The 13,296-nt window shown below is 70.6% G+C and carries 12 protein-coding genes; 2 read left to right on the forward strand and 10 right to left on the reverse strand.

Translation table 11 applies throughout. The features are described from left to right. Positions 1-38: 38 nt before the first annotated feature. Entirely contained in the window at positions 39-239 is a 201-nt protein-coding gene (locus IF01_RS0112985; protein ID WP_030393512.1) for a DUF6011 domain-containing protein, read from the forward strand. A 114-nt stretch (positions 240-353) separates the two neighbouring features. Next, positions 354-740, forward strand: a complete 387-nt coding sequence (locus tag IF01_RS0112990; RefSeq protein ID WP_030393513.1) for a VOC family protein — start codon at positions 354-356, stop codon at positions 738-740. 178 nt (positions 741-918) lie between these two features. On the opposite strand, the gene IF01_RS0112995 is transcribed toward IF01_RS0112990, so the two are convergent. From IF01_RS0112995 to nuoI, 10 genes are all read right to left on the reverse strand, one after another. Next, entirely contained in the window at positions 919-1,971 is a 1,053-nt protein-coding gene (locus IF01_RS0112995; RefSeq protein ID WP_030393514.1) for a 2-oxoacid:ferredoxin oxidoreductase subunit beta, read from the reverse strand. Next, positions 1,968-3,947 (reverse strand): 2-oxoacid:acceptor oxidoreductase subunit alpha, encoded by a 1,980-nt coding sequence (locus IF01_RS0113000; protein WP_037779730.1) that lies wholly within the window; start codon positions 3,945-3,947, stop codon positions 1,968-1,970. The genes IF01_RS0112995 and IF01_RS0113000 overlap by 4 nt, the downstream gene beginning before the upstream one ends. Before the next feature lie 234 nt (positions 3,948-4,181). Then, positions 4,182-4,844, reverse strand: coding sequence for a response regulator transcription factor (locus IF01_RS0113005; protein WP_030393516.1), 663 nt, complete (start codon positions 4,842-4,844; stop codon positions 4,182-4,184). A gap of 114 nt (positions 4,845-4,958) precedes the next feature. Then, complete coding sequence (locus IF01_RS0113010; RefSeq protein ID WP_030393517.1) at positions 4,959-5,969, reverse strand: polyprenyl synthetase family protein; 1,011 nt, start codon at positions 5,967-5,969, stop codon at positions 4,959-4,961. 257 nt (positions 5,970-6,226) lie between these two features. Beyond that, positions 6,227-7,864, reverse strand: coding sequence for an NADH-quinone oxidoreductase subunit NuoN (gene nuoN, locus IF01_RS0113015; RefSeq protein ID WP_030393518.1), 1,638 nt, complete (start codon positions 7,862-7,864; stop codon positions 6,227-6,229). After that, positions 7,861-9,510 (reverse strand): NADH-quinone oxidoreductase subunit M, encoded by a 1,650-nt coding sequence (locus IF01_RS0113020; protein ID WP_030393519.1) that lies wholly within the window; start codon positions 9,508-9,510, stop codon positions 7,861-7,863. Before IF01_RS0113020 ends, nuoN begins: the two co-directional genes overlap by 4 nt. Positions 9,511-9,547: 37 nt before the next feature. Next, positions 9,548-11,443, reverse strand: a complete 1,896-nt coding sequence (gene nuoL / locus IF01_RS0113025; protein WP_030393520.1) for an NADH-quinone oxidoreductase subunit L — start codon at positions 11,441-11,443, stop codon at positions 9,548-9,550. A 13-nt stretch (positions 11,444-11,456) separates the two neighbouring features. Next, on the reverse strand, positions 11,457-11,756 hold the full coding sequence (nuoK, locus tag IF01_RS0113030; RefSeq protein ID WP_030300898.1) for an NADH-quinone oxidoreductase subunit NuoK: 300 nt from the start codon (positions 11,754-11,756) through the stop codon (positions 11,457-11,459). After that, a complete protein-coding gene (locus IF01_RS0113035; protein WP_369826062.1) occupies positions 11,753-12,682 on the reverse strand; it encodes an NADH-quinone oxidoreductase subunit J in 930 nt (309 codons plus the stop codon). Before IF01_RS0113035 ends, nuoK begins: the two co-directional genes overlap by 4 nt. Continuing rightward, on the reverse strand, positions 12,679-13,290 hold the full coding sequence (nuoI, locus tag IF01_RS0113040) for an NADH-quinone oxidoreductase subunit NuoI (RefSeq protein WP_051740409.1): 612 nt from the start codon (positions 13,288-13,290) through the stop codon (positions 12,679-12,681). The genes IF01_RS0113035 and nuoI overlap by 4 nt, the downstream gene beginning before the upstream one ends. Between the last annotated feature and the right edge of the window lie 6 nt (positions 13,291-13,296).

The following is a 13,296-nucleotide window of genomic DNA, read 5'->3' on the forward strand; positions in this document are numbered from 1 at the left end:
GATCCTTTCACGCCGGGCCCGCCGGTACGGTCGGAGCCATGACCACCGCCGACCCCGACCCGTTGCCGGGCACCGACACCCGCGAGGTCGTCCGCCCCCGGGTCACCTGCCGCCGCTGCCACCGCCCGCTGCACGACCCGGAGTCGCGCATCCTGCGACTCGGCCCCGAGTGCCGGGACCCGGCCGAGCGGGTCGCCCGGCACGAGGTCGAGCAGGACGCCCTGCCCGGGCTGGACTAGCCGCACTCTTCGAGAACGACCCGTGACTGTGACCGGCATCACTGTAGCCACATTCTCCGTACTATGTATAGTGTACTGCGTACGGGATAACAGTCGACGAGAGGGCCATCAGGCATGCAGATCACTTCCTCCGCCGTTTCACTCACCGTCGAGGACGTCGAGGCGTCCGCTTCGTTCCTGCGGGAGCACTTCGGGTTCGCCGAGCAGATGGCGGCGGACGGGTTCGTCTCGCTCGGGCACGGGAGTGCCGGGGTGAACGTGGTCTTCCTGCGGCGCGGGACCGAGGTCCTGCCCGAGGAGTACCGCGACGAGGTCGCCGCCGGGCTGATCCTCGCCTTCGTGGTCGGCGACGTGGCCGCCGAGGAGGCCCGACTGCGGGCCGCCGGGGTGGAGATCACCATGCCGCTGCGCGAGGAGCCGTGGGGCGAGCGGCTGTTCCAGGTCACCGACCCGAACGGGGTCGTGGTCCAGCTCGTGGAGTGGGCGGAGCAGCAGCACTGACAGCACTGACAACACCGACAGCATCTGGAGCACCGTGAACGGCGGCGCCCCCGGCCGGGAATGGCCGGGGGCACCGTCGTTCGCCTGTTCGTTCGTTCGGCTGGTCGGCTGGCCAGTCAGTCGGTCAGCCGGTCGGCTGGTCAGTCGGCCGGTCAGTCGGCCGGTCAGTCGGTCCGGGTCAGTCGACCGACCAGGTGTCGCCGCCCGCGAGCAGCGCGGCCAGGTCGCCCTCGCCCCGGTCGGCGACGGCGGTGTCCAGCTGGTCGGCCATCAGTTCGTCGTACACCGGCCGCCGGACCTGGCGCAGCACCCCGATCGGGGTGTGGTGCAGGGTGTCCGCGTCGGCGATCCGGGACAGCGCGAACGCCGTCGCCGGGCCGGCCGCGTGGGCGTCGTGGACCAGGACCGCCGACTCGTTGTCGGCGGTGACCTCGCCGACGGTCAGTTCGCCGTCGGCGCCGCGGAAGACGCCCCGGGCCAGGTCCGTCCCGAACCGGATCGGCCGGCCGTGCTCCAGCCGGATCAGCGCCTCGTCCCGGGTGCCGGGCTCCTTGAGCACCTCGAAGGCGCCGTCGTTGAAGATGTTGCAGTTCTGGTAGATCTCGACCAGCGCCGTGCCCTCGTGCTCGGCCGCCGCCCGCAGCACCGACTGGAGGTGCTGGCGGTCGGAGTCGATGGTCCGGGCGACGAAGGTGGCCTCCGCGCCGATGGCCAGCGAGAGCGGGTTGAACGGGGCGTCCAGCGATCCCATCGGGGTGGACTTGGTGATCTTGCCGATCTCGCTCGTCGGCGAGTACTGCCCCTTGGTCAGGCCGTAGATACGGTTGTTGAACAGCAGGATCTTCAGATTCACATTCCGGCGCAGCGCGTGGATCAGATGGTTCCCGCCGATCGACAGCGCGTCGCCGTCGCCGGTCACCACCCAGACGCTGAGGTCGCGCCGGGAGGAGGCCAGCCCGGTGGCGATCGCCGGGGCCCGGCCGTGGATCGAGTGCACTCCATAGGTGTTCATGTAGTACGGGAAACGGGAGGAGCAGCCGATACCGGAGACGAAGACGGTGTTCTCCCGTCTGATCCCCAGCTCCGGCATGAAGGCCTGTACCGCGGCCAGGATCGCGTAGTCACCGCAGCCGGGGCACCAGCGGACCTCCTGGTCGGTCTTGAACTCCTTGGCGCTCTGCGGCGCCTCGGCCTTCGGGACCAGCTTCAAGGAGGGGAACTGCTCGCTCATCGGTTGTCCTCCTCGTCCAGGTTTCCGATCGCCGCCCACAGCACGTCCGCCAACTGCGCCGCCTTGAAGGGCAGTCCGCGTACCTGGTTGTAGGACTGCGCGTCCACCAGGTACTTGGCCCGCAGCAGCAGCGCCAGCTGGCCGAGGTTCATCTCGGGCACGATGACCTTGTCGTAACTCCGCAGCACCGTGCCGAGGTTGGCCGGGAAGGGGTTGAGGTTGCGCAGGTGCGTCTGGGCGACCTCGCCGCCGTCCGCCCGGACCCGGCGGACCGCCGCGGTGATCGGGCCGTAGGTCGAACCCCAGCCGAGCACCAGGACCCGGGCCTCGCCGCTGGGGTCGTCGACCTCCAGGTCCGGTACCTCGATGCCGTCCACCTTGGCCTGCCGGGTGCGGACCATGAAGTCGTGGTTGGCCGGGTCGTAGGAGATGTTGCCGGTGCCGTCCTGCTTCTCGATGCCGCCGATCCGGTGCTCCAGGCCGGGCGTGCCGGGCACCGCCCACGGGCGGGCGAGCGTCTGCGGATCACGCAGGTACGGCCAGAAGGCGCCGTCCTCGCGGTTCGGCCCGGTGGCGAAGTCCGGCTCGATGGCGGGCAGTTCGTCCACCTCCGGGATCCGCCAGGGCTCCGATCCGTTGGCCAGGTAGCCGTCCGAGAGCAGGAAGACCGGGGTGCGGTAGGTGACCGCGATACGGGCCGCCTCCAGTGCCGCGTCGAAGCACTCGGCCGGGGTGGCCGGGGCCACGATCGGCACCGGGGCCTCGCCGTTGCGCCCGAACATCGCCTGCAGCAGGTCGGCCTGCTCGGTCTTGGTCGGCAGGCCGGTGGACGGGCCGCCGCGCTGGATGTCCACCACCAGCAGCGGGAGTTCGAGCGAGACGGCGAGCCCGATCGTCTCGCTCTTCAGGGCCACGCCCGGGCCGGAGGTGGTGGTCACGCCGAGCGCGCCGCCGAAGGCCGCGCCCAGGGCCGCGCCGATGCCGGCGATCTCGTCCTCGGCCTGGAAGGTGCGCACGCCGAAGTTCTTGTGCCGGCTCAGCTCGTGCAGGATGTCCGAGGCCGGGGTGATCGGGTAGGAGCCCAGGTAGAGCGGCAGTCCCGAGCGCCGGGAGGCGGCGATCAGGCCGTAGGACAGCGCCAGGTTGCCGGAGATGTTGCGGTAGCGGCCCGGCGGCAGCTTGGCCGGCGGCACCTCGTAGGAGACCGCGAAGGTCTCGGTGGTCTCACCGAAGTTCCAGCCCGCCCGGAAGGCGCTGATGTTGGCCTCGGCGATCTGCGGCTTCTTGGCGAACTTGGTGCGCAGGAACGCCTCGGTGCCGTGGGTCGGACGGTGGTACATCCAGGACAGCAGGCCCAGCGCGAACATGTTCTTCGCCCGCTCGGCGTCCTTGCGGGCCAGGCCGCTCTCCTTGAGGGCCTCCAGGGTCAGCGTGGTGAGCGGCACCTTGTGCAGGTGGTAGCCCTCCAGCGAACCGTCCCCCAGCGGGTCCGCGCCGTAGCCGACCTTGGCCAGCGCGCGCTTGGTGAACTCGTCGGTGTTGACGATGATCGACGCGCCGCGCGGGAGGTCGGGCAGGTTGGCCTTGAGGGCCGCGGGGTTCATCGCCACCAGGACGTTGGGCGCGTCCCCCGGGGTCAGGATGTCGTGGTCGGCGAAGTGGAGTTGGAAGGACGAGACACCCGGCAGCGTTCCGGCGGGAGCGCGGATCTCGGCCGGGAAGTTGGGCAGGGTGGAGAGGTCGTTGCCGAAGGACGCCGTCTCCGAGGTGAAGCGGTCACCGGTGAGCTGCATGCCGTCGCCGGAGTCTCCGGCGAATCTGATGATCACCCGGTCCAGCCTGCGGATCGGTTTGGCGCCACGGTGCTGCGGACCGACCGGCACGGCAGGGCCGGAGCGGCCCCCGCCGGGCCCGGACCCGCCCTCGTCGCCGTCCGAGCCGTCCACTGCTTCTGACTGATCGACCTGACTGGTCACTGCCGCGGACCTCCTCGTGGGCACCAGCCGCGGGCGTGAGCCGTGTGCCCCGTCCGCCTGGTGCACCTCTCGCATCCTATGCGGGTAAGGATTGCCTTGGACGGAACTCCCCGATGCGGCGGAAAATCACCGCCGCACCCATAAACAACGCCGTGGACGACCGGAACCGTACCCGACCGGGGAAGGTTGGTTCGAATACGAATACAGGCTGCGGGCGACCCGTCGGCGAGCCGGTCAGGAATTCAGATAAGTCAGCACGGCGAGAACCCGTCGGTGGTCACCGCGGCTCTGTTCCAGGCCCAGCTTGAGGAAGATGTTGCTGACGTGCTTCTCCACCGCGCCCTCCGAGACCACCAGCTGCTTGGCCACCGCGGTGTTGGTCCGGCCCTCCGCCATCAGCCCCAGCACCTCGCGCTCGCGCGGGGTCAGCCCGGCCAGCACATCGCCCTTGCGGCTGCGGCTGAGCAGCTGCTGGACGACCTCCGGGTCCAGCGCGGTGCCGCCCTCGGCGACCCGGACCACCGCGTCCACGAACTCGCGCACCTCGGCGACCCGGTCCTTCAGCAGGTAACCGACGCCCCGGGTGGATCCGGCCAGTAGTTCGGAGGCGTAGCGCTCCTCGACGAACTGCGAAAGCACCAGCACGCCGAGCTGCGGATAGCGGCCACGGAGCGTGACGCAGGCCCGCAGGCCCTCGTCGGTGTGGGTGGGGGGCATCCGCACGTCCGAAACCACCACGTCGGGCAGCGCGTCCTCGGCGGCCAAGTCGTGGATGGTCTTGATCAGCGCGTCACCGTCCGCGACGCCGGCCACGACCTCCAGGCCCCGGTCGGTGAGCAGCCGGGTCAGCCCCTCCCGCAGCAGTACGGAGTCCTCGGCGATGACGACGCGAAGCATGGCGGCCTTCCGGATGGGCGGAGCTGCGGACACGGTGCTGACGGGTGTCAGTCTCCCCCATCCGGGTGGCCGCCGGGACGCCGGACGGCGATTCGCACCGCCCGCCCGCGGGCGTCACATGGTGCGGATGGCCACCGTGTCGCAGAGCGCCTGGAGCGCGTCCTTGGCCGGCCCGTCCGGGAGCGGGTCCAGCATCGCGCGGGCCTCCTCGGCGTGGCGCAGGGTCTCCCGGCGGGCGTGCTCCAGCGCCGGGTGGCGGCGCAGCAGCCGCAGGGCCTCGGCGTGCAGCTCGTCGTCGGCGAGGTCCTGCTGCAGCAGCTCGCGCAGCCGGGCGTCGGCGGGGTCGGACGGGTCGGCCGGCATCTGCCGCAGCAGCAGGGTCGGCAGGGTCTCGATGCCCTCGCGCAGGTCGGTGCCGGGGGTCTTGCCGGACTCGTGGCCGTCGCTGGCGATGTCGAGCACGTCGTCGGCCAGCTGGAACGCGATGCCGATCCGCTCGCCGAAGGAGCTCAGGATGTCGATCATCCACGGCTCGGCGCCGGCCGCCAGTGCTCCTATCCGGCAGGAGACGGCGATCAGCGATCCGGTCTTGCCGGCCAGCACGCCCAGGTAGTGGTCGAGCGGGTCGTCGTCCGGGCCGGGGCCGGCGGTCTCCAGGATCTGGCCGGTGACCAGCCGCTCGAACGCGTCGGCCTGCAGCCGGACGGCCTCCGGGCCGAGGTCGGCCAGCACCTGGGAGGCGCGGGAGAAGAGGAAGTCGCCGGTCAGGATGGCGACCGAGTTGTCCCAGCGCGAGTTGGCGCTGGGGGCGCCGCGTCTCACCGGGGCCTCGTCCATGACGTCGTCGTGGTAGAGCGTGGCGAGGTGGGTGAGCTCGACCACGACGGCGGCCGGGATCACGCCGGTCGCGCCGGGATCGCCGAACTGGGCGGACAGCAGCACCAGCAGCGGACGGAAGCGCTTCCCGCCCGCGGCCATCAGATGGCTGGCGGTGACGGTGATGAAGGGGACGTCGCTCTTGACGGCCTCGGCGAGCGCGATCTCCACCGCGTCCATCCCGGCCTGGACGTCACGGGTCAGATCGCGGTCCTGCACGCTGAGCCCAAAGGGTCCCACGACGGTCACGAAGACCACTCCTCTGTCCCTGGTCGATCTAGCGGCCCGGTCCCTGAGTGCCGCCGCTGGCCATACAGGCAGGGTATCCGGTCACGAGTGGATCACTGCACGGGCGTGCGGCTCTGTCATGCGCGGGGCGTCCCCGCTGGCCAGCGGGGATGCCCGAACGAAGCGTCCGGGCCGCGCACGGGGCGCGACCCGGACGGTCGTCGGAGCGGTCGGACCGGACCGCCGCCGGGGCGTTCGGCCGGGCCGTCGGCGGACGGTCAGCCGACGAAGAACACTGCCTTCGAGGCGAGATCGAGGAAGTACTGCGGCAGCAGTCCGAGCCCGATCGTGACCAGCACGCCGATACCGATCGCGGTCGCCGTGAAGGCGCTCGGGACGGCGACGGTCGGGCCGCCCGGCTGCGGGTCGGAGAAGAACATCAGCACGATGACCCTGATGTAGAAGAAAGCCGCCACCGCCGAGCTGAGCACACCCACGATCACCAGCGGAGTGGCGCCGCCCGCCGCCGCGGCCTGGAACACCGCGAACTTGCCGGTGAACCCCGAGGTCAGCGGGATGCCCGCGAAGGCCAGCAGGAAGAGCGCGAACACCGCCGCGACCAGCGGGGAGCGCCGGCCGAGGCCGGCCCAGCTGGACAGGTGGGTGGCCTCGCCCTTGGAGTCGCGCACCAGCGTGACCACGGCGAAGGCGCCGAGGGTCACGAAGGAGTACGCCAGCAGGTAGAACAGCACCGAGCCGACGCCCTGCCGGTTGCTGGCGATCACACCGGTGAGGATGAACCCGGCGTGCGCGATCGAGGAGTAGGCGAGCAGCCGCTTCACGTCCTGCTGGGTGACGGCCAGGACCGCGCCGACCACCATGGTGAGGATCGCCACACCCCAGAGCACCGGCCGCCAGTCCAGCCGCAGCGCCGGGAAGGCCACGTAGAACAGCCGCAGCACCGCGCCGAACGCGGCCACCTTGGTCGCCGCCGCCATGAAGCCGGTGACCGGGGTCGGCGCGCCCTGGTAGACGTCCGGGGTCCAGGAGTGGAACGGCACAGCGCCGACCTTGAAGAGCAGACCGACCGTCAGCATCGCCAGGCCCACCAGCAGCAGGGCGTCGTTCTGGGTCGAGGAGACCAGCGCCGGGGTGAGCAGCGCGTTCCCGGAGATGACCTCGGCGACCTCGCCGAGCCGCACCGTGCCCGCGTAGCCGTACAGCAGCGCGGTGCCGAACAGGAAGAACGCCGAGGCGAAGGCACCGAGCAGGAAGTACTTGACCGCCGCCTCCTGGGAGAGCAGCCGGCGGCGCCGGGCCAGCGCGCAGAGCAGGTAGAGCGGGAGGGAGAAGACCTCCAGCGCCACGAACATGGTCAGCAGGTCGTTGGCGGCGGGGAACAGCAGCATGCCGCCGACCGCGAACATGGTGAGCGGGAAGACCTCACTGGTGGTGAAGCCGGCCCGGATCGCGCTGCGCTCCTGCTCGCCGCCGGGGGTGGCGGACGCCTGGGCGGCGAAGGCGTCGGCCGGCTCGCCGCCGGCCTTGGGCTCCAGCCGGCGCTCGGCGTAGGTCAGCACCGCGACCACCGCGACCAGCAGGATCACGCCCTGGAGGAACAGCGTCGGGCCGTCCAGGGCGACCGCGCCCATCGCGATCGCCCCGACCTTGGTGGTGCCGTAGCCCTGCACGGCGAGCACCAGGACGGCGACGAAGGCGCCGGCCAGGCCGACCAGGGCGGTCACCACCTGGGCCCAGTGCCGAAGCCGCCGGGGCAGGAAGGCCTCCAGCAGGATGCCGACCACCGCGGCGCCGAACACCACCAGCATCGGCGACAGCTGGCCGTACTCGATGTGCGGCGCGGGGATGCTCTGGGTACTGCCGCCGGCGGCGGCGAGCCATCCGGTGCTGCTCACTTGTGCTCACCTCCTGAGCGGGCGGTCCCGTCCTGGGCGGTCCCGTGGTCGGCGGACACCGGGTGCGCCGGCGTCGGGTCGGTCTGGTGCACCTGCGAGAGGGTGGCGTTCACCGACGGGTTGACGAGGTCGGTGAGCGGCTTCGGGTAGACACCGAGCAGCACGGTCAGTGCCACCAGCGGGGCGACCACGGCGAGTTCGCGGACCTTGAGGTCCGGCATGCCGCGCACCTCCTCCTTGACCGGGCCGGTCATGGTGCGCTGGTAGAGCAGCAGGGCGTACAGCGCGGCGAGCACGATGCCGAAGGTGGCGACGATGCCGACCGCGGGGTACCGGCTGAAGGTGCCGACCAGGACCAGGAACTCGCTGACGAACGGCGCCAGGCCGGGCAGCGAGAGCGTCGCCAGCCCGCCGATCAGGAAGGTCCCGGCGAGCACCGGGGCGACCTTCTGCACGCCGCCGTAGTCGGCGATCAGCCGGGAGCCGCGGCGGGAGATCAGGAACCCGGCCACCAGCATCCACGCGGCGGTGGAGATGCCGTGGTTGACCATGTAGAGGGTGGCACCGCTCTGGCCCTGGCTGGTCATCGCGAAGATGCCCATGATGATGAAGCCGAAGTGCGAGATCGAGGCGTAGGCGACCAGCCGCTTGATGTCCTTCTGGCCGATGGCCAGCAGCGCGCCGTAGACGATCCCGATCAGGGAGAGGACCAGGATCGCCGGGGCGAAGGTCTTCGAGGCGTCCGGGAACAGCCCGAGGCAGAAGCGCAGCATCGCGAAGGTGCCGACCTTGTCCACCACGGCGGTGATCAGCACGGCGGTGCCGGCGGTGGCCTCGCCCATCGCGTTCGGCAGCCAGGTGTGCAGCGGCCAGAGCGGGGCCTTGACCGCGAAGGCGAAGAAGAAGCCGAGGAACAGCGCCTTCTCCGCGGTGCCGCCGATCTGCAGCCGGCCGTCGGCGACCGCCGCGGTGAGCGTCTGCAGGTCGAAGGTGCCCAGGCCCTGGTCCTGCGCGATCACGTACAGGCCGATCACGGCGGCCAGCATGACCAGGCCGCCGAGCAGGTTGTAGAGCAGGAACTTGACCGCCGCGTAGGAGCGCTGGCGGGCGGACTCGGGGCCGCCCGCCCGGTCGCCGAAGCCGCCGATGAGGAAGTACATCGGGATCAGCATGGCTTCGAAGAAGACGTAGAAGAGGAAGACGTCGGTGGCGTAGAAGGAGACGATCACCATCGCCTCCACCGCCAGCACCAGGGCGAAGAACGCCTGGGTGCGCCGCCGGTTCTCGAACGACCCCTCCGGCGGTGCGACGGCCGGGTCCGCGTCGTGCCAGGAGGCGAGCAGCACGACCGGGACCAGGACGGCGGTGAGCAGGGCGAGGACGGCGCCGATGCCGTCCACCCCGAGCGCGAAGGTGATGCCGAAGGAGCGGATCCAGCTGTAGGACTCGGTCAGCTGGTAGCGGGCGCCGTCCGGGTCGAACCGCGCGGCCACCGCGCCGGCCAGGGCCAGGGTGGCGACGGAGAAGACCGTCGCCACGATCTTGGTGTTCCGCCGCCGCGCCTCGGTGGACCCGGCGGGCAGGGCGGCGGTGACCACCGCACCGACCGCCGGGACGGCGCAGGTGGCGGTGAGGAGGACGCTCATGCCTCGGCCTCCCCTCGATGTGTGTAATCCGGGTGCATCAGACGGACCTCATCAGGAGAGTCGTGGCGACCAGCACCAGCGTGCCGCCGAACATGGAGAGCGCGTACGTGCGGACGTAGCCGTTCTGGATCCGCCGCAGCCGGCTGGAGACGCCGCCGATGGTGGCCGCCAGGCCGTTGACGAAACCGTCCAGGCCGCGGCTGTCGAAGTAGACCAGCGCCGCGGCCAGCGCCGAACCGGGGCGGACCAGGACGGCGTGGTTGAAGTCGTCCTGGAGGAGGTCACGGCGGGCGGCCCGGGTGAGCGGGGAGCCGTACGGCGGCACCACCGGGACGGCGGAGCGGCCGTACATGAGGTACGAGAGCGCGACGCCGGCCAGCATGCAGGCGGTGGTGAGCAGGGTGACCACCAGCGGGGTGAGCGGGGAGTTGCCCTCCTCGTGCCCGGTGACCGGCTCCAGCCAGGTGAGGAAGGACTCGTGGAAGGCGAACAGCCCGCCGGCGAAGACCGAGCCGAAGGCCAGCACGATCATCGGGACGGTCATGGTCTTCGGCGACTCGTGCGGGTGCGGGTCGTGGCCCTCGGCGTCCGGCTGCCAGCGCTTCTCGCCGAAGAAGGTCAGGATCATCACCCGGGTCATGTAGAACGCGGTGACGGCGGCGCCGACCAGGGTGCACAGGCCGAGGATCCAGCCCTCGGTGCCGCCCTTGGCGAAGGCCGCCTCGATGATCTTGTCCTTGGAGAAGAAGCCGGACAGGCCGGGGAAGCCGATGATGGCCAGGTAGCCGAGGCCGAAGGTGACGAAGGTGACCGGCATGTACTTCCGCAGGCCGCCGTAGTGACGCATGTTCACCTCGTCGTTCATGCCGTGCATGACCGACCCGGCACCGAGGAACAGCCCGGCCTTGAAGAAGCCGTGGGTCACCAGGTGCATGATGGCGAAGGCGTAGCCGATCGGGCCGAGGCCGGCCGCGAGGATCATGAAGCCGATCTGCGACATGGTCGAGCCGGCCAGCGCCTTCTTGATGTCGTCCTTGGCGCAACCGACGATCGCACCGAAGAGCAGGGTGACCGCGCCGACCACCACCACGGCAGTCTGGGCGTCCGGCGCCAGGTTGAAGATCGCCCCGGAGCGGGTGATCAGGTAGACGCCGGCGGTGACCATGGTGGCCGCGTGGATCAGCGCGGAGACCGGGGTCGGGCCCTCCATCGCGTCCCCGAGCCAGGACTGCAGCGGCACCTGCGCGGACTTGCCGCATGCGGCGAGCAGCAGCATCAGGCCGATCGCGGTCAGCTTGCCCTCGCTGGCGCTGCCCGCGGCGCCGAACACCGGCTCGAAGGCGAAGGAGCCGAACTCGACGAACATCAGCATGATCGCGATGGACAGGCCCATGTCGCCGACGCGGTTGACGATGAACGCCTTCTTGGCGGCGGTGGCGGCGCTCGGCTTGTGCTGCCAGAAGCCGATCAGCAGGTAGGAGGCGAGGCCCACGCCCTCCCAGCCGAAGTACAGCAGCAGGTAGTTGTCGGCCACCACCAGCAGCAGCATGGCCGCCAGGAAGAGGTTCAGATAGGCGAAGAAACGGCGCCGGCGCTCGTCGTGCGCCATGTAGCCCACCGAGTAGAGGTGGATCAGGGTGCCGACGCCGGTGATCAGCAGGACGAAGGTCATCGAGAGCTGGTCGAGCTGGAAGGAGATGTCGGCCTGGAAGCCGTTCACCGGGATCCAGCTGAACAGGTGCTGGGTCAGGGTGCGGTCCTCCGCGTCCCGGCCCAGCATGTCCGAGAACAGCGCGAGGCCGAAGCCGAAGGAGAGCGCGGCGAGCGCGGTGGCCAGCCAGTGGCCCAGGCGGTCGAAGGCCCGGCCGCCGAGCAGCAGCAGGACGGCACCGGCCAGCGGGGCCGCGACCAGCAGGGGAATGAGAGAGTTCACCGAGGTCCTCCGCCTACAGCTTCATCAGGTTGCTGTCGTCGACCGAAGCGGAATGCCTGGTCCGGAAGATCGAGACGATGATCGCGAGGCCGACCACGACCTCGGCCGCCGCCACCACCATGGTGAAGAACGCGATGATCTGGCCGTCGAGGTTCCCGTGCATCCGGGAGAAGGTGACCAGCGCCAGGTTGGAGGCGTTCAGCATCAGCTCGACGCACATGAACAGGACGATCGCGTTCCGCCGGATCAGCACGCCGGAGGCGCCGATGGTGAACAGCAGGGCGGAGAGATAGAGGTAGTTGACCGGATTCACTCCGCCCCCTCCTCGTCGTGGTCGGACGCCGGGCGGTTCGCCGGCGCCGGGTGGTTGGCGGCCACCGGCTCCAGGGCCTTGCGCGGGCCGGTCACCGGCGGGCGCTCGGACGGCGGGCGGCCCAGCCAGTCGGCGGTGGTGGACTCCAGCTCGGCCATCCGGGCCAGCATCTCCTGGCTGACGTCGCGGATCTGGCCGCGCTCGCGCAGGGTCGCCATCACCGAGTCCTCGGCGATCGAGCCGTCCGGCAGCAGCGCCGGGATGTCCACCGCGTTGTGCCGGGCGTAGATGCCGGGCGCGGGCAGCGGCGGCACCTGGATGTTGTCGGCGACCCGCTGGGCGGCCAGCTCGCGCTGGGTCTTCGGGGCCTTCACGTGCTCGCGGTGGGTCAGCACCATGGCCCCGATCGCGGCCGTGATCAGCAGCGCCCCGGTGACCTCGAAGGCCCACACGTACTTGGTGAAGATCAGTCGGGCCAGGCCCTGGACATTGCCCTCGGCGTTGGCCTCGCCGAGACCGGCGAAGCTGTCCAGCTTGGCGTTGGCGATCCCGGCGACCATCAGCACGCCGAAGCCGAGGCCGCAGAGCGCGGCGGCGAACCGCTGGCCCTTCAGCTGCTCCTTCAGCGAGTCCGCGCTGGTCACGCCGACCAGCATCACCACGAACAGGAAGAGCATCATGATCGCGCCGGTGTAGACCACGATCTGCACCACACCCAGGAACACCGCGCCCTGGGCCATGTAACAGACCGCCAGGGCGAGCATGGTGGCGGCCAGGCAGAGCGCGCTGTGCACCGCCTTGCGCATCAGCAGCGTCCCGAGCGCGCCGCCGACGGCGATCACCGCGAGCACCCAGAACTGGACGGCCTCACCGGTGGAGGTCGCGCCCGTCACGGCCGCGAGGTTCAGCGAGGTGGCGGCGCTCACGACTGGGCCTCCTTCTCCCGCTCGGTCGGCTCCTGACGGACCGTGCCCGGCGCCGCCGCGGTGATCTCGCCCCGGTAGTAGGCGCCCTCGTCGGCGCCGGGGAAGATCGAGTGCGGGCTGTCGACCATGCCCTCGGAGAGGCCGACCAGCAGCTGCTCCTTGGTGAAGATGAGGTCCTGGCGGGAGGAGTCCGCGAGCTCGTACTCGTTGGTCATGGTGAGCGCGCGGGTCGGGCAGGCCTCGATGCAGAGCCCGCACAGGATGCAGCGGGCGTAGTTGATCTGGTAGACCGCCCCGTACCGCTCACCGGGCGAGTAGCGCTCGTCCTCGCGGTTGTCCGCGCCCTCGACGTAGATCGCGTCGGCCGGGCAGGCCCAGGCGCACAGCTCGCAGCCCACGCACTTCTCCAGGCCGTCCGGGTGCCGGTTCAGCTGGTGGCGGCCGTGGAAACGCGGGGCGGTGGGCTTCTTCTGCTCCGGGTACTGCTCGGTGAGCCGCTTCTTGAACATGGCCTTGAAGGTCACGCCGAAGCCGGCGGCCGGTCCGAGGATGGACGGCTTGTCGGCCCGTTCGGACCGGTCGTTCCGGGCGTTCTGGTCGGACGACATCTCGGT

The organism is Kitasatospora purpeofusca, assembly GCF_000718025.1.
In the GTDB taxonomy this organism is placed as follows: domain Bacteria; phylum Actinomycetota; class Actinomycetes; order Streptomycetales; family Streptomycetaceae; genus Kitasatospora; species Kitasatospora purpeofusca.